Source organism: Sideroxydans sp. CL21, assembly GCF_902459525.1.
Taxonomy (GTDB): Bacteria; Pseudomonadota; Gammaproteobacteria; order Burkholderiales; family Gallionellaceae; genus Sideroxyarcus.
The window spans coordinates 2,010,897-2,026,900 of sequence record NZ_LR699166.1; the positions used below are offsets into that span (position 1 = coordinate 2,010,897).

14 protein-coding genes and 1 pseudogene are annotated in these 16,004 nt (G+C 50.2%); 2 read left to right on the forward strand and 13 right to left on the reverse strand.

Annotation, left to right across the window (positions count from 1 at the left end):
- Positions 1-150 precede the first annotated feature (150 nt).
- On the forward strand, positions 151-363 hold the full coding sequence (locus QOY30_RS09375) for a YgaP family membrane protein (protein ID WP_283744348.1): 213 nt from the start codon (positions 151-153) through the stop codon (positions 361-363).
- Between the two features lie 940 nt (positions 364-1,303).
- On the opposite strand, the gene QOY30_RS09380 is transcribed toward QOY30_RS09375, so the two are convergent.
- From QOY30_RS09380 to QOY30_RS09440, 13 genes and pseudogenes are all read right to left on the reverse strand, one after another.
- On the reverse strand, positions 1,304-2,641 hold the full coding sequence (locus QOY30_RS09380) for a PAS domain-containing response regulator (protein WP_283744349.1): 1,338 nt from the start codon (positions 2,639-2,641) through the stop codon (positions 1,304-1,306).
- The gene (locus tag QOY30_RS09385) at positions 2,638-3,054 is read right to left on the reverse strand and encodes a response regulator (RefSeq protein WP_283744350.1); all 417 of its coding nucleotides are present in this window, start codon (positions 3,052-3,054) and stop codon (positions 2,638-2,640) included. Before QOY30_RS09385 ends, QOY30_RS09380 begins: the two co-directional genes overlap by 4 nt.
- Before the next feature lie 3 nt (positions 3,055-3,057).
- The gene (locus QOY30_RS09390; protein WP_283744351.1) at positions 3,058-4,431 is read right to left on the reverse strand and encodes a sensor histidine kinase; all 1,374 of its coding nucleotides are present in this window, start codon (positions 4,429-4,431) and stop codon (positions 3,058-3,060) included.
- Between the two features lie 632 nt (positions 4,432-5,063).
- A pseudogene (locus QOY30_RS18130) lies at positions 5,064-5,246 on the reverse strand (DUF3079 domain-containing protein).
- A 157-nt stretch (positions 5,247-5,403) separates the two neighbouring features.
- Positions 5,404-5,718, reverse strand: coding sequence for a TusE/DsrC/DsvC family sulfur relay protein (locus tag QOY30_RS09400; protein ID WP_283744352.1), 315 nt, complete (start codon positions 5,716-5,718; stop codon positions 5,404-5,406).
- A 45-nt stretch (positions 5,719-5,763) separates the two neighbouring features.
- Positions 5,764-6,096, reverse strand: coding sequence for a copper-binding protein (locus tag QOY30_RS09405; RefSeq protein WP_283744353.1), 333 nt, complete (start codon positions 6,094-6,096; stop codon positions 5,764-5,766).
- 35 nt (positions 6,097-6,131) lie between these two features.
- Positions 6,132-9,251, reverse strand: a complete 3,120-nt coding sequence (locus tag QOY30_RS09410; protein ID WP_283744354.1) for an efflux RND transporter permease subunit — start codon at positions 9,249-9,251, stop codon at positions 6,132-6,134.
- Between the two features lie 2 nt (positions 9,252-9,253).
- Positions 9,254-10,525 carry an efflux RND transporter periplasmic adaptor subunit gene (locus QOY30_RS09415; protein ID WP_283744355.1) on the reverse strand — a complete coding sequence of 424 codons (1,272 nt, stop codon included), beginning with the start codon at positions 10,523-10,525 and terminating at the stop codon, positions 9,254-9,256.
- A 58-nt stretch (positions 10,526-10,583) separates the two neighbouring features.
- Positions 10,584-11,546, reverse strand: coding sequence for a multicopper oxidase domain-containing protein (locus tag QOY30_RS09420; RefSeq protein WP_283744356.1), 963 nt, complete (start codon positions 11,544-11,546; stop codon positions 10,584-10,586).
- Positions 11,547-11,697: 151 nt separating this feature from the next.
- A complete protein-coding gene (locus QOY30_RS09425; protein ID WP_283744357.1) occupies positions 11,698-12,054 on the reverse strand; it encodes a c-type cytochrome in 357 nt (118 codons plus the stop codon).
- On the reverse strand, positions 12,044-12,730 hold the full coding sequence (locus tag QOY30_RS09430; protein WP_283744358.1) for a c-type cytochrome: 687 nt from the start codon (positions 12,728-12,730) through the stop codon (positions 12,044-12,046). The genes QOY30_RS09425 and QOY30_RS09430 overlap by 11 nt, the downstream gene beginning before the upstream one ends.
- 1 nt (position 12,731) lies before the next feature.
- Positions 12,732-13,778: a multicopper oxidase domain-containing protein gene (locus tag QOY30_RS09435; RefSeq protein ID WP_283744359.1), complete on the reverse strand. Its 1,047-nt coding sequence runs from the start codon at positions 13,776-13,778 to the stop codon at positions 12,732-12,734.
- Between the two features lie 367 nt (positions 13,779-14,145).
- The gene (locus tag QOY30_RS09440) at positions 14,146-14,592 is read right to left on the reverse strand and encodes an Rrf2 family transcriptional regulator (RefSeq protein WP_283744360.1); all 447 of its coding nucleotides are present in this window, start codon (positions 14,590-14,592) and stop codon (positions 14,146-14,148) included.
- 437 nt (positions 14,593-15,029) lie between these two features.
- On the opposite strand from QOY30_RS09440, the gene QOY30_RS09445 reads away from it, so the two are divergent.
- Complete coding sequence (locus tag QOY30_RS09445; RefSeq protein WP_283744361.1) at positions 15,030-15,986, forward strand: hypothetical protein; 957 nt, start codon at positions 15,030-15,032, stop codon at positions 15,984-15,986.
- The last annotated feature ends 18 nt before the right edge of the window (positions 15,987-16,004 follow it).

The window sequence follows — 16,004 nt, forward strand, 5'->3', positions numbered from 1 at the left end:
GAATTTCAGCGCTTAAGAGAATTGCCACAATATCGAGACTTGAGCGATCTGTCTCTAATGGAGAGAGCGCAGGAATTCAGCAGGGTGTAGTTCTTTCACACTTGGCGTGAGAGCGATGGGCACTGTAAGAAACATCCCCAGGAGGTCATCATGAAATACAACGTAGGCGGAATCGATCGTGCGGCTCGACTGATTCTCGGGGTTATTCTGCTACTGGTAGGGTTGCTTGCACCTGTGACCATGATATGGCGAATTGTGCTGTTGGTAATTGCCGCTATTGCACTGATAACTGCAACAGTGCGTTTCTGTCCGGCAAATGCCATTCTGGGAATCAATACCGCTGAAAACAAATATCAGAAATAAGAATAATCAATGCAGTTCGAGGCAATCGACCAATATTGAAATTGATCTACAAGGTGATAGAGAGTTTCACTGCTCTTGGCGTCGCTGCGAACGATAATAAGAGTCAATTTCAATGCTCGTATTGATGAATCCCCCCAAAGAATGATGATGCAAAGATTGGATATTTGGAATATAAAAAACACTATAATAGTTGATTATTTTACATGGTTATGTAATAATGTCCATACGGTTCGTTGATAACTCTGTTATATCTCTCTGTTACCAAATTGGCACTTGCCGTGTCTAATTTGTTTTTCTAGCAAGCTAGAAAAACAAAGGGTGGAGAGTGTCGAAGTGACACTATTCATAAGTCTCTTTTCAATTTTCGAAGGAGAACTAAAATGAATTCATTCGAATTTTCAATACTAATGATCTCGATCATGTTAGGTTTAGCAGCAATTGCGATGTGGCTTGATGATGATGCAATGCACAAAGCTGAACATGACGATTTATTTCACGAGCACGCACATAATTAAATTGCTTGGTAATCAACCTTAATTAAAAGGATTGGCCGTTGTGCCAATCCTTTTCTTTAGTGTAGCTATCTTCCGCGGGGTGCAAGTCACTTGTGACTCTGATTAATCTTCATTTTTGATTGTGATGGGCATATTGAAAGTACAGCTGAAGGTGTATGCGCGATAGATAGCACATCCTAACAATTACAAAGCTGATCCGCGCAAAATAATGGCATTTCTCCTTTCATCTGATGGAAAGGAACATTATCCTACGACATATCATGGATTTGGTCGAAAGCACGCGCTTAGCAAAGGTACCACATAGCGGTTCCTCATCATTTTTGGAAAATTACCATAATGTCTGAGACTTCCTTCTCTATGCATCGCTTTACGCAGATTTTTCCAAGCACCATAACCGTAAGACTCCTTTTCCTGGAAAAGGAGAGTTACTGCTTGACACGCTTGAAGTCGGTAATGTCAAAGATTATTGAACGGCTCATCACGAAGCGGCCGTTATCCTTGACTGCGTTGGCATTCAGCAACACAGGCAGTTTGTTACCATCCTTGCTTACGAACTCTAGCTCAAGATTGCGTATCCATCCGTTCTCTTTGAAGTGTGTGTAGTTCGCAAGAAATATTTCTGCACTTTCAGGTGTCAAAATATCATTCAGTCTGATTTTTCCTACAACCTCGTCACGCGTAAAGCCAAGCCACTTGAGCTCGGTGTCATTGATTTGGACAATAACGCCATCCAGATCGAGCGAGTGGTAACCGCAGGGGGCGTTGTTGTACAGGTCTGAAACTTGATCGGCATATTGCTTGAGTGCACTCCCTGCCTGTGTGCACTCTCCAAGCTTGCTGACAAGATTGGAATTGGCCGATTCAAGAATCGATGTCCTTTTCTCGAACTGCATTGTGCGATTGGCCACCAGCTCTTCGAGTCTTCGGCGATGCTGTTGCAACTCTTCTTCGACTTCTTTGTCCTTCGTGATGTCGATCAGAATTCCCTGCAGGAACATCGGATCCTCCAATTCGTGTCGTACAAGGACGGCCTCATTAAGAAACCAGCGCACTTTGCCGTCACGGGTGAGCAGGCGACATTCGCAACGCAGAGGCTCACCGCTCTCGTAACAGAAAGCCACCTTTGCGTACGCTAGCGCTTTGTCTTCCGGGTGAAGCAGTTTGAGAAAACCTTCAGAATCCGCCAGCAACTCTTCTGGAGAAAAGCCGAGCTGGCGCACCTGAGGGCTTATATAAATCAGCTTGCCAGTTACATCCAGCGCGGTCGAGTAAGTGATTGCAGGAATCTGTTCTACGAGGAAACGGAACTTTGCTTCGGCCCGTGCCAGAGAAGATTCCATCAGTTGTTTTTCCTTCAACACCAGTTGCTCACGAAGCACACGCTCTATGACTGCGGGTAGAAGTTCCAGATATTGAAGGTTGGGATCCTTGACTACGTAGTCTTGAGCGCCAAGTTTTATCGCCTCTACGGCGACCGCAGCATTGTCAGCACCCGTTAGCATGATGACCGGTATCGGAATTTCTCCAAGGTCGTCTTTCAGTTTGGATAGAAATTCCAGGCCATTCAAGTCCGGCAAGTTGTAGTCGAGTAGCACGCAGTCCAGCTTTTGTGTACGGACTAACTGCAACCCATCCAGAGCGGTTTCAGCTTCATGCAGTACAAATTCGTAATCATGAATATCCTGCGCAAAAGAGCGGCGGCAGGCCATTCGGTCTACAACATCGTCTTCAATAATGAGTATGTGGATCTGCGGTTTGGTCATTGCGGCACCTCGCTGATAGTCCAGTAGGCGTCGAGGGTGCGCATTACCTCGACGAATTGACGGTAATCCACCGGTTTAGCCATATAGCCCGCCACTCCCAAGTCGAAGCTGTTTATTTTGTCCGGTTGCTCCTCGGATGTGGTCAGCACAACCACCGGGATGCGCTTGAGTTGGGAGTCTTGCTTTACTACATGCAGAAACTCGATACCGTTCATGATAGGCATATTGAGGTCGAGCAGGATAATGCACGGTCGCTCATTGCCGGGATCGCGCAAGTATTTCAGAGCTTCCTCTCCATTTTCCCGATTGATCACCGGGTTAGTTACGTGGATTTCCTCCAGGGCGCGCTTGACCGTCATGACGTCCACCTGATCGTCCTCCACCAAGAGCATTGGTTTGTCTGCAACTCTCATTTTTTATCTTCCCTTGCTGGTTATTTGTGTTGCGGAAGTGCGCGGCAGAGTGAAGAAAAATGTACTTCCTTCCCCGATAGTCGAGTCAAGCCAGACCTGTCCGCCATACATTTCCACGATTTTCTTGACCAATGCCAAGCCAACACCTGTGCTTTCCACGCGATCGCGCGGCGCAAGCGTCTGGAATAACTGGAAAATCTTTTCAAAATGTTGCTCCTTGATGCCGGGACCATTATCTGAGACGCTAAATTTCCATTGATTCCCCTCGGCGCTACAGCCGATACAAATTTTGCCCTCCGGCTTATCCATGTATTTTATGGCATTGGAGAGCAGATTCTGGAACACCTGCTGAATGCGCGTTGGCTCTGTCATGACGGTCGGTAAAGGATTTGTAATTGTGACGGTGATATTTGCTGGCGGTGCAAGCGAATCGATCACCTCCGGTACCAGACGACTGAGATCGACTGCGACCATCGTCTCTTTCATCCGTCCTATCCGCGAGTACAACAAAATTCCGTCAATCAGACCGTCCATGCGACGCACCCTACTAATCAAGAGGCGCATTTGCTCCTTGCCTTGATCGTCGAATTTATCCGCGTAATCCGTGGAAAGCCAATCCGCCAACGAGCTGATGGCACGCAGCGGCGCCTTGAGATCATGGGACACAACATAGGCAAAGTTCTTGAGTTCGTCATTTGCACTTTCAATTTCCCTCAACAGAAGATCGCGCTGCTTCCCAGCTCTCCGCCAAATGACAATCATGGCCAACATCATGGCGACGGCGAAATCTCCAATCCACACCCATCTTTTGATGAGATCGACCTTGGCTTCGTCACTCTGCATATCCAGGACAATGCTGGCCGCCCCGTTAACGCTCCCCTCTTTTACATGGTGGCAGGAAAGACAATTTGTGCCCCGAAAATCCGTGCTTACGATAAATGGGATAACGGCCCTGAATTGATGTATCCCGTCTTCCGATTGGCTTTCGAGGTAGACGGGTTCTCTTGCTTCAATGGCTTTCCGATCCAACTCATCGACTGCCTGTTCCGATGGCAGTCCCATGCCAAACTGATCTTGCACTTGCTTTGCCCGAATGATGCGCAATTCGACGATGCCTTTGGAATCCCCCATCTTGTGCACCAGTAATTTCCGGTTTTCGGGATCGCTGATCTTGCCGGTTACCATTAACATGTTCATGCCGTTGATCAAGCCATCCGCAATTTCTCCTGCATGTTGTTTTAATCCATTGATAACTTGGCCTTGCACGTAATTGATGATGATCTGCTGGGCGAAAATGGACAGCAAAAGTAGCAGGCCCAGTGCGATACTGGAGCCTTTCCATCTGGTCCACCTCTCTTGCCATAACAATAGGGTCATAAATATCTGTTCTTGAATTGCGATTATTTGGATACTTCAATTGAATAATGGACTCGCTTAATCGCTTGCCTTTTTTACAGCAAGCAACCTGAATATTCAAGGCTCGCGTGAAATCTTGCATCAAAATCCCTGATTCGCTTATTGGCCAGAATGAACATGCGTTCTTTTGTTACGAAGGTTGCGCGGCGTCCCTGCCATTTTGCAGGGACGATACGAAGACGGCACTCTAGTGTTGATTACATTTCCGGAGCTAATGGAGTATTGACAAATGGTTGACAATTGATCAGGAACCCTATGATGCTGCCTGGATGTTTTGCCATACCGCGTTCCCTCATCCCCTAATGTTAACTGGACACCCAATGTGTCTGGCAATCAATCATATTGCATCCCATCCTTGACCGCATGTGGCCGACTTGATCCCTTTACTGCATATTAATATTACGTTCCGCTTTAGCGTTTTGTCCCGTCCGAAATAAATAGACCAAATGATCGGAAGTCTTGACCAACCGTAATTGTGCCGCTTAGCGATCGTTCCTTATCTTATCAGCGAACGACTGTTGTTCATTGCTGAGCCTTGAGCGCCCAGTTGAGTGCCTGAAAATCGTATTTGAAAACTTTTCTATCACAACAGATTATGGGGTTTCTTTTAACTTTTTCTCCAGTTCTGCATCTTCTTTGCCAAATTCAAGCCAGTCACTTCCAAACAATTCAACAGGATGCTGCGCCCGGTCTGAACCGTTGCCTCAATTCATGGAGTCAACAGAGCGGTATTTATCGCCACCCCAGCATATCCGCTCTGGATGTGCTGGTTGTATTGGAAATTTTTTGCCATTTCACACTCTCTGATTCGGCAATTGATCAATACTACTTATCAAACAGTTTTGTTTTCAGTCTATCTCTCCGAACGGTAAAACCATCCGCAAGCAATTGCTTGCGAAGACGTCTTGGTATTGCGTATAAGTGCGGCGGGGCTCAACCTGTACTCCATGCTCTAGGGCGTTTCATCCCGGCAATCTTGCAAGCCTGCTTTACATAGCCATATGGAAATAGTTCAAATATTGCATTTCTCGAATCAGGACCCAATCGTTGTGCTAAATGTTTCGTAACATGACGAACATCGGGTGCGACTTGATGTTCCGAGTAATATTGGCGCATGAAATGAATCGCATCCCAATGGTCATCGGTAAGTTGGATGCTCTCCTGCGTTGCGAATAACTTTGCCACCTCCTCATTCCAGGTTAAAGGTTCAATCAAGTATCCCTCTTCATCCATATCAGGTAACTGCATATTTTTCTCCTCGCACATTTTAATAGCACACCAACATCGCCATGTTTACCTTACTTCCTTAACCACATAGGTGTTATGTTGCTTTACGAATTGAAACTGAACTTTGTTCCCCACAACGAGCTTCTTGAAAAGCTTCTTATCTTCAACAGTAAAATCCATGGTCATGGCTGGCCAACCCAGACTAGCGATGGGTTCATGGCTCAAAGTTACCACTCCCTTGGCCTGGTCGACTGCGTCAACCACGCCAATTCCTTTATTAATATCCGTCTTTGTACTCATCCCGGCCATTCCGCCCATGTCCATACTATCGTGCTCTGCAAACGCATTGTCGATTTGGAAAAATGCCAATGCTGCCAGTAAACAAACTACATTTTTCATGCTAAGTCTCCTTTGTTTGGGTTGAAATATTCGAATTAATGTTTGACGGTACGAGCCAGCTTTTGCTCCTGCCATCCAAGGTAAATAACCGGGATTACAATCAGGGAAAGCAGCGGAGCCGTGATCATTCCGCCAACTAGCGGTGCTGCAATCCGCTTCATCACATCGGTGCCGACCGCATCGCTGAACATGACGGGCAACAATCCGGCCACGATTACCGATACCGTCATCATTTTTGGCCGCAAACGCATCACCGCTCCACGCATTACTTCGCCGAGCAAAGCCTGACGATCAAGCACTCGGCCCGATTGGTATAATGTGTCAATGGCGCGATCAAGATAGAGCAACATGACAATGCCGAATTCTGCTGCAACTCCGGCCAGCGCAATGAATCCCACAGTCACCGCAACAGACAATTGGTATCCCAGCAAATAAACCAGCCAGACTCCACCAATCAGCGAAAACGGCAGGCACAACAGCACAAGGAGCACCTTGTCCCACTGCCCGAAATGAAGATAAAGCAGCAGCATCACCAGCAGAATGGTTAGAGGAACCAGCCAGTACAGCCGCTGTTTGGCGTGCTCCAGGTTTGCGTATTGACCGGACCACTTGATCGCGTAGCCCGGACCGATCTTGACCGATTTTCCTATCGCCTCTTTGGCGTCTTCCACGTAGCCACCCAGATCGCGTCCTGCAACGTTGATGTATACATAACCCACCAGCCGCGCATTCTCGCTCTTGATCTCTGCGGGCCCATCTTGAATGCTGAGTTGCGCCAATTCGCGCAATGGTATCTGTTCTCCCTTCGGCAACGTCACCCGGCTCGCTGCCAGTTTCTCCAGCGATCCCCTGAGTTCGCGCGGGTAGCGCAAGTTGACAGAAAATCGCTCGCGTCCTGCAACCAGTGTGCTGACGTTCTCTCCACCGATCGCCCCCTGGACGAGATTCTCCACATCGGCAACGGTCACGCCGTAGCGCGCTGCATTGGAGCGGTTGACTTCAATATCCAGGTAATGTCCTCCAACCACGCGCTCCGCGAATACATTCTGCGTACCCGGTATTTTCTTGAGCGCCGCCTCGATCTCGACGCCCAGCTCGGCAATTCCTTTCAGATCCGGGCCGGTGATCTTGATACCGAGCGGAGTGCGTATGCCGGTCGCCAACATGTCGATACGGGTGCGGATAGGATAACCCCATGAGTTGGTCAAGCCCGGAAGCCGGACTTCGCGATCCAGCTTGGCAATCAGGTCTTCCACACTTTCGCCGTTTGGCCACTGGTTCTTCGGCTTGAGCAGGATGGTGGTTTCGAACATCGACAACGGTGCCGGATCGGTCGCTGTATCCGCCCGCCCTGCCTTGCCGTATACGCGCTCGACCTCCGGCATCGCTTTGATCATGCGGTCGGTGATCTGCAGCAGATTGGCAGCCTCGTCCAGCGAGATGCCGGGCAGCGTGGTCGGCATGTAAAGCAGATCGCCTTCGTACAATGGCGGCATGAATTCGCTGCCGATCCGGCTCAAGGGATAAAGCGCCGATATCAGCAATGCGCCGGCCAGGACCAGCGTGAGCCTGCGATTCCTCAGCGCCCAATCCAGCGCCGGACGATAGCCCGCCTGCAGCATTCGGTTCAGGGGATTGCGCTGTTCGCCGGCGATTCTGCCGCGAATGAAATATCCCATCAGCACCGGCAACAGTGTCACCGCCAGCATCGCGGACGCCGCCATGGCGTAGGTCTTGGTATAGGCCAGCGGCGCAAATAACTTGCCCTCCTGACCCGTCAGGGTGAATACCGGCAGGAATGAAACCGTAATGACCAGCAGGGAAAAGAACAGTGCCGGTCCGACCTCCAGCGCGCTCTGGCGCGCCGCTTCCCAGCGGTCGCCGCCCTCGCCCATGCGTTCAAGATGTTTGTGCATGTTCTCGATCATCACGATGGCGGCATCCACCATCGCGCCGATGGCAATCGCAATGCCGCCCAGCGACATCACGTTCGCCGTCACGCCTTGCGCTTGCATGATGATGAAGGCGATCAAAATGCCCAAAGGCAAGGTAACGACAGCGACCAGCGAAGAACGCAGGTGAAACAGGAACAGCAAACACACCAGCGCCACGGCCAGCGACTCCTCGATCAGCTTGCCACGCAGGGTATGCACCGCATCGAGAATCAGGCCCGAGCGATCATATGTCACCACCAGCTCGACGCCCTCGGGCAATCCGGAGCGAATCTCCTGCAACCGCTGCTTGACTGCATTCACGGTATCCAGCGCATTCTGGTTGTGGCGCATCACCACGATCCCGCCGACCGCTTCGCCCATCCCGTCCAGATCGGTTACGCCGCGACGCGGTTCCGGGCCGGTGCTGATATGCGCCACATCCTGCAGACGTACCGGCACACCCTGTTCATCCACCGCCAGCGTGATGCCGCGAATATCGTCGAGATTCTTCAAATAATTTTTGGATCGCACCATGAATTCCGCACGCCCCAACTCCACAACCGATCCGCCGCTGGCAGAATTGCTCGCCCGGACGGCATCGGCCACTTGTTGCAGCGTGATCTTGTACGCCGCCAACCGATTCGGGTCCACCTCGATCTGGAACTGCCTGACCATGCCGCCGACGCTGGCAACTTCGGATACACCGGGCAAGCTTTGCAACTCATATTTCAGGAAGAAATCCTGTACCGCCCGCAACTGGTCCGCATCGTAGCGATGTCCGCGATCGACCAATACATATTCGAAAATCCAGCCTACCCCCGAGGCATCCGGACCCAGTGTAGGCACTGCACCTTTGGGCAGGCGTGCCTCAGCCTGACTCAGGTACTCCAGTACACGGGACCGCGCCCAGTAGGGATCGGTGCCATCCTTGAACAAGACATAGAGGTAGGATTCACCATACATCGAAAACCCGCGCACGGCAGTCGATCCGGGCACCGAAAGCAATGCTGTAGTCAGCGGATAGGTAATCTGGTCTTCGACGATTTCGGGCGATTGTCCTGCATAGGGAGTCTTGATGATGACCTGTACATCGGACAGGTCGGGAATAGCGTCCAGCGTCATTTCCAGTGTGGCGCGAATTCCCGCAACAGCGATCAGCAACGCCAGCGCAATGACCAGCAGGCGGTTGTTAATTGACCAGTCGATGATGCGCCGGATCATGTTTAGTGCGCGTGCATACGTTCGGACGCGGCACTTAATGAAGATGCCGAATCCAGCAGGAACTGGCCGTTGACCGCGACTTCGGCATTTTCCTGCAGGCCATCCACGATCTCGATCTCATCCCCGCTTTCGACGCCCGTCGTGACAGGCACTGGCAGGAAATGTCCTGCGCCGCGCGACAGCATCACCATATTTCCGTCCCCGGTGTAAATGACCGCCGAGCGCGGCAACACCAAGGCCTTGTGCGGGTGAATCTGAATCGTTACGTCGGCAAAGGTACCCGTTCGCAGATGGTAGCGTGCGTTGTCCAGTTCTACCCTTGCAATCACTTTGTTGCCACTCGCCAGCGGATTGATGAAGCTCAATCTGGAATAAATTTCCAGCCCGTTCGCATCCCTTATTGTCACTGCATCGCCGCGTTTCACCTGCGACACCTGATCCGGGTAAAGCACGACATCTATCCATACACTGGAAACATCGGCCAACACAAGAATCGGATTCGCGGACATAACATAACTGCCTTCTTTAACATTGATCTGGCTGACCACACCGGAACGCTCCGAGATGATCTGAACCACTTCACTTGCCAATTTTTTTTCTTCAATGGCTTTGATATTCTCGACGCTGACCCCCTCTTCCTGATTCAGCTTGAGCCTGTCGTTAGCCGCATCCATCGCCATTTCCATTACATAATCGTTTTCGGTATCTGAAGTGGTCTGAATGGTCTGCAGAAGCTGTTTCCTGCGCTCGATCGAGCTTAGATAAGTCCGTTGCCGCACAATCAAATCGGGCGAATAGATTTCATACAATACCTGCCCGGCCTTGACCGGTTCCCCTACAGAATGGACATACAATTTCTTGATCCAGCCTTCATACTTTGGGTGCACTGCAAACGTTTTGCTTTCGGCAATGACCACATTGCCGTAAGTCTGAACGGCTTGGCCGATGACCTCCTGCTTGATGCGTGCCAAACGAACGCCCATGCGCCGCTCGGTGGCGCTGTCGACCTGGATGCCATGCACATGCGTTTCTGCAGTACCGGCTTCGACAAGTTTCATTCCGCAAATCGGGCAGGTGCCCGGATGGTCCTGCGATATTTCAGGGTGCATGGGACAAACCCAATATTTGTGAGGTCCTGCACCGTTGATCTGGGGTAATGCTGAGACTTGTTTCGCCTCGTTGCCATGCGAGATTGGTGAACGAACAAGAAAAAATGACACAAAGACAACAGCGGCGATCAAGGCGACACTGACGGCGACCTGCTTCCTTGTCATGCTGTTTTCTTTCTGAAAAAAGGGGGAGGATTGGCCTCCCCCAAAGACCACAGATTAACTACTTGAGGATGATCATCTCGCCGTGACCTTTTTTCGGATCGGCGTCCTTCTTGCTCACCAGGACCGTGATTGCACCGCGCAGAGCAGCATTCATGGAATGGTCAACGATTGCAATACCAGCCACGTCCTTGTCCTTGGGCGTTACCAGGTCGAAGGTATCAGCTTCGGCGACGGCTACGTTGTACGTTTGAATCCCGTACAGCGTATTCTTCGGGTTGCCGTTGATATACACGCGATCCCATATGCTGGCGATAGGGTGCAGGGCAACTGGCAGGTTGACGTTTGCATTCAGGAAGAAAATGCGCACGCGCTCTCCGGGCAGGGCTTCCAATACGTCATGACCGCCGTTTGGATCATGCACGGGATCGTAATGAAGTATCTTGCCGTTGATCAGAGAACCCTTCCAGGCGTTGGCATCACCCAACATTGCGCCATAGTTCTCGACGTCCGGGAAATACTGAGATTGCACCAACACATACTCGCGATCAGCTTTCGGATAGTTCTTCTTATCCTTGGGCTCGACAATGATCACACCGTACATGCCCCGCGCGATATGCTGCACCATCGGGCTTGCACCGCAGTGGTACATGAACACGCCAGGAACCTTGGCGACATATTTGAAATGTTTCTGTTCGCCCGGTTTTACTGGAGCAAATTCGTCCAGCACGTTCACTTGCGCCGCATGGAAATCCATCGCATGTGAATTTTTGTTTTCTGCCGGATTGATCAAAGTAAAATCGACCGTATCACCTTCATTTACACGCACCGGCTTGCCTGGAATAGAGCCGTCGAATGTCCATGCTGCCATGGTATCCGCGCCACCAACCAGTTTGCCATTGACGGGAAGATCGACTTCCCTGGCCGTCATGGTAATTTCGACGGTCTTGGCAAATACGCCCGATGATGAAAGCAATGCCGCTGCAGCAAACGCTGCATAAGTCACTTTCGTAAGTTTTTTCATTCATGCTCTCCCTGTTTAGCTACGTTAAACACAACTACTTCTGACCTACTTGCTTCTCCTCCTCTTACTGCCTACTTCTCTACTTCTTGATGCCTGCTTACTTCCCCTATTTCTCCCCTCCCACCTTGCGTTCCCTACCCCTCAACTTTTGTCATGATCCAAATTTGCATTTGCACAGCACTCGCAAGTACTGCACCAGATCCTTGATCTCTTCGTCGCTGAATGTGTCTCCCCACGGCGGCATGAGTATGGATTTGTCGATTGATGCCCCGCCTTCTTTAATCACTTTGAACAAGGCTTCGTCCGATCGTGCCGACATCGCCTTCGCGTCAGTGTGATCACGGGGTTGCACCGCCATATCGCGGACATTTACGCCATTGCCATTACCCTTGATTCCATGGCATTGCACGCAATAGGTTTTGTAATTGTCGGCGGCATTTTCATTTGCATATCCGGGCACCGAAATCAGCAGCAGTGATAGTGCCAAGAGAATTTGGCTATTTGCCATTTCCAGCTCCTGTCTTTATCTCTTCAAAGTAGTAACCCAGCTTTTGTATGTTGGCATCCGAAACATGCTTGTTCGGCATCCAGGTCTTGGGTTCCCAGGCTTGCGGACTGCGAATGAAACTCGCAATGTATTCAGGCTGCAGGCGTCGCGCAGCGGTATAAACCTCGGGGCCGGACAAGCCACCGTAATCCGGTTCGATCTGGTGGCAGGCCATACATCCCAGGAACTTGTCGAACATCATCTCGTCCATCATTTTGGAGCCCTTGCCAGGAACGATTTTTTCCTTGGCGATCAGATCGTCGTGCTGTTTCAACTTCATCAACTCTGACGCAACCGCGGCTGCGTCGGATTTGGATAAAGCCATGTGCTCACTGATCGTTGCGGGATCCACTACATCGTGCTTGTCGCCAGTCTTGATATGGTTGCCATAGAACTCTCCCGCCGGGCGTATGTGCGTCGGCTTTTGTAGCCACTCCACCAGCCACTCCTTCCGGTATTTATTTCCGGCGTAGGCAAGGTTCGGCCCTTTCAGGCTCCAGACCTCTTTCAGCGTCTGCGGCGCCGGGCCGGACAGGTTATGGCAAGACTCGCAATCCTTTTTCAAAATCGTGGCTCCATCTTCTGCCCACGAGGGCAAGGCAAGGCCAAGCAATGCAATTAAAAATATTATTTTCATGTTATCTGTGCCTTCTGGTCTGTTCTATGGCCTGGCCCTGGAATGCAGTGTTGTTATACAAGCCATACCCCTGTTTGAGCGACTCGCTATAGAAGTAATTGGGATCGTAAACTTTGTCCTTCCACGCATAGAAAGTGTCGAATTTGATGCCCTCATATTCGATGACCGTCACCGGTCCGCCCAACATGGCGCCATTGTTCGTCATGTGCTTGTCCACATGGTCATGCATGATGAACAAACCTGGATTTTTCATCTCGACGATGGCGTCATAACGCTCTCCCGGGCCGACAGAAATCGTATCCACATAGTAAGGATGATCCAGCGGATAGCCGTCCTTGTGCGTAATCAGCATGTCGTGGCCATGCAAATGCATCTCATGGAACTCATCGCCCGCCCCGTAAAAACGCAACCTGAGCACATCCCCCTTTTTCACGCGGATCGGTTGGGTATACGGAAAGGATTTTGCGTTGACGGAAAAATAATCGGAAATATCTTGCGGTGCTCCCCCCTTGCCATAGGAGTTGGCATAGGCAGACTCCCATGTATTCATCATCAAGATCGCGTCTTTGGTTACTTTCTTTTCAAGATCACTCGGATTTTTCGGATCAATGATCAACGGCCCCCACATGCCGCGAGTAGCCACGTGCTCCCAAACATTCACGTGGCAGTGATACCAGAGACTGCCTGGACGATCGACCGTAAATTTGTAAGTAAACGTGTCGCCGGGCTGAATCGCATCCTGAGTAACTCCAGGCACTCCATCGTTGTGCCATGAACCTATCTGATTGACGCCGTGCCAGTGCATGGTATGTGGCAAAGTCGTGTTATTCGTCACATGCACGGTCACATCGTCCCCTTGCTTGACATGAATCAACGGGCCGGGTACTTGCCCATTGAATGCAAATACTTTATTGACGAATCCTGGAGCAACTTCGATCGTGACCTCTTCGATCGTCATATTGAATTCGCGCGCTTCAGCCCAGGCAAAAGACGGCAACGCTCCAATCACAGAAAAAATCACCCCTGCTATTGCTCCCGACAATTTCATAATCGCCCCCGTAGATATATTTTAAATACATGTTATAGAGCCAAAAAAATGCGCCATCAAATACAGCGCTTCTGTTCTTTTTATTCTGCGAATAAATGACGCATCAGACAGTTAGACGCACTATAAATATCAAGTATTCAGGATGTCAACTGAATATGTATTTTAAATACATCTTTAACGCAGGGATAACGTATATATAACGTTTTATTAACAGATAACAGCGTTATGGTTATATTTAATGCGGAAAAAGGACTGGGAAATGACTAGAAATGATGAGCAGGCAACTCGGTTTATGTTAATTATTGCGCCACTATTGTTCGACAAGAATTATCAAATCACTACTGCAAATTTCGATTGCTTGAATCGGTTAGGTGAAAGTCACATAAACCGGTTTTCCTGACTTAGATCTAGCAATCGGCTTAGCTGCATCGGCTAATGTGTATTTCTCAAGTACAGCCATAAAGGCTGCGCGCCCTTCGTACAACATCGACTTTAATCGGCAAGTCGGACTTATCACGCAGTTGTCCGTTTTGGGATTGAAACATTCAAGCAGATCCATATCAGCTTCAGTTGTTCTGACCACATCACTTAACAAGATATCTTCGGCAGGGCGCGCAAGTTTTACCCCTCCATTCTTGCCCCTGCTCGTAATTATGAAATTATGTATTCCAAGGTTGTGAACCACTTTAACCAGGTGATTCCGAGAAATGTTGTAGTAGTCGGTAATTTCGGTGATGGTGGCCGTTGCATCTGGCTTTGATGCAAGGTACAAGAGAACACGCAACGAATAGTCCGTGTAAACAGTTAGTTTCACAATATCAACTCCTCAATTAATCTAAATTCTTTCCTTGGGATGTGTAAGCGTGACAAATCTTGCTCTGACATTATATGATGTATGTAGAATACATCATATAATTAATGACGAGTAAATCCACGTGTAACAAGGTTCTATAGAGTCTTCTGCAAGTTGTCATTCAATGCAAATAGCAATAATTGATTCCACCGTATAGCAGTACATGTGGACAAACCGCAGTGGGAAATGGTCTTCGGAATGCACTTTCATATGCATAACAGCTCGAACACAAAGAATGCGAGTTACCACAGGAAGAAATCAGACGTTGTTCTAGTTCAATTATATATATCGTCGAAGATCGATCAGTCATTATGAATGCGATTCACAACGCTTCAACTTTCAACAAATCATTTCGAATAGTGATTGCCGCTACTCTCGTAATCATTCTGCTGTTATCGATGAATAAAGCGAATGCCTGTGCCGCCTGTGGAGACACCCTTTCCAGAGACTGGGAATCCCAGGGCATCTCCAGCAAACCCGGCTTCACTGCCGATGTTTCCTACGACTATCTCAACCAGAACAGGCAACGCTACGGCACGAGTGCCGCATCACCCGCGCTGATCAATAACCGGTTGGCAGCAGGCGAAGAAGTCGAGGACTACACCAGAACGCAGACGATGACAGCCTCGTTGCTCTATAACGAGGATACCTGGGGCATGGGCATCATGCTGCCCTATGTAATGCGCTCGCATGGCACCTTCGGCACCACTGCTCCTTTGGGTTCCAGCTATTCCACCTCGTCGGATGCCGGTATCGGTGATGTCCGCGTCGTTGGCCGTTATACCGGGTTCTCCGACGAACGCTCCTCCGGCATCATCGCGGGTATCAAGCTGCCCACCGGGAGTACCAGCAAGAATTTCGACTCCGGAACCGCGGTCGGCACGCCTCTCGATGCAGCACTGCAAATCGGCACCGGCTCCACGGACATTATTCTGGGGGGGTATACCACGGGTACCATCGATATCTACGGCTGGTTCCTGCAGGGGACCGTGCAGCATGCGGTGGCAACCAAACAGGCGCTGGGCAACCAGGACTATCGCCCAGGCGATGCCTATTTGCTGAATACCGGGATCCGCTACGCCGGTTTCGGTGCGAAGGTTTCACCCATGCTGCAGCTGAACGTCATCAGGCGCCAGGCGGACACCGGAACGCCGGTGACCGTGCCGATCGATCCGGTCACCGGCGTTCCTGTCACGGGCGGCACGCTGGCTTATCTGGCACCCGGCGTATCGGTGCGTGTCGGGGGTGGCGCCTCAGTCTACGGATTTGTCCAGATCCCGATTTACCAGAACGTCAACTCGCTCCAACTGACCCCGGGCTACACCCTGACGGTGGGCGTAAGACAATCTTTCTGACGAGTCAGCAATAAAATG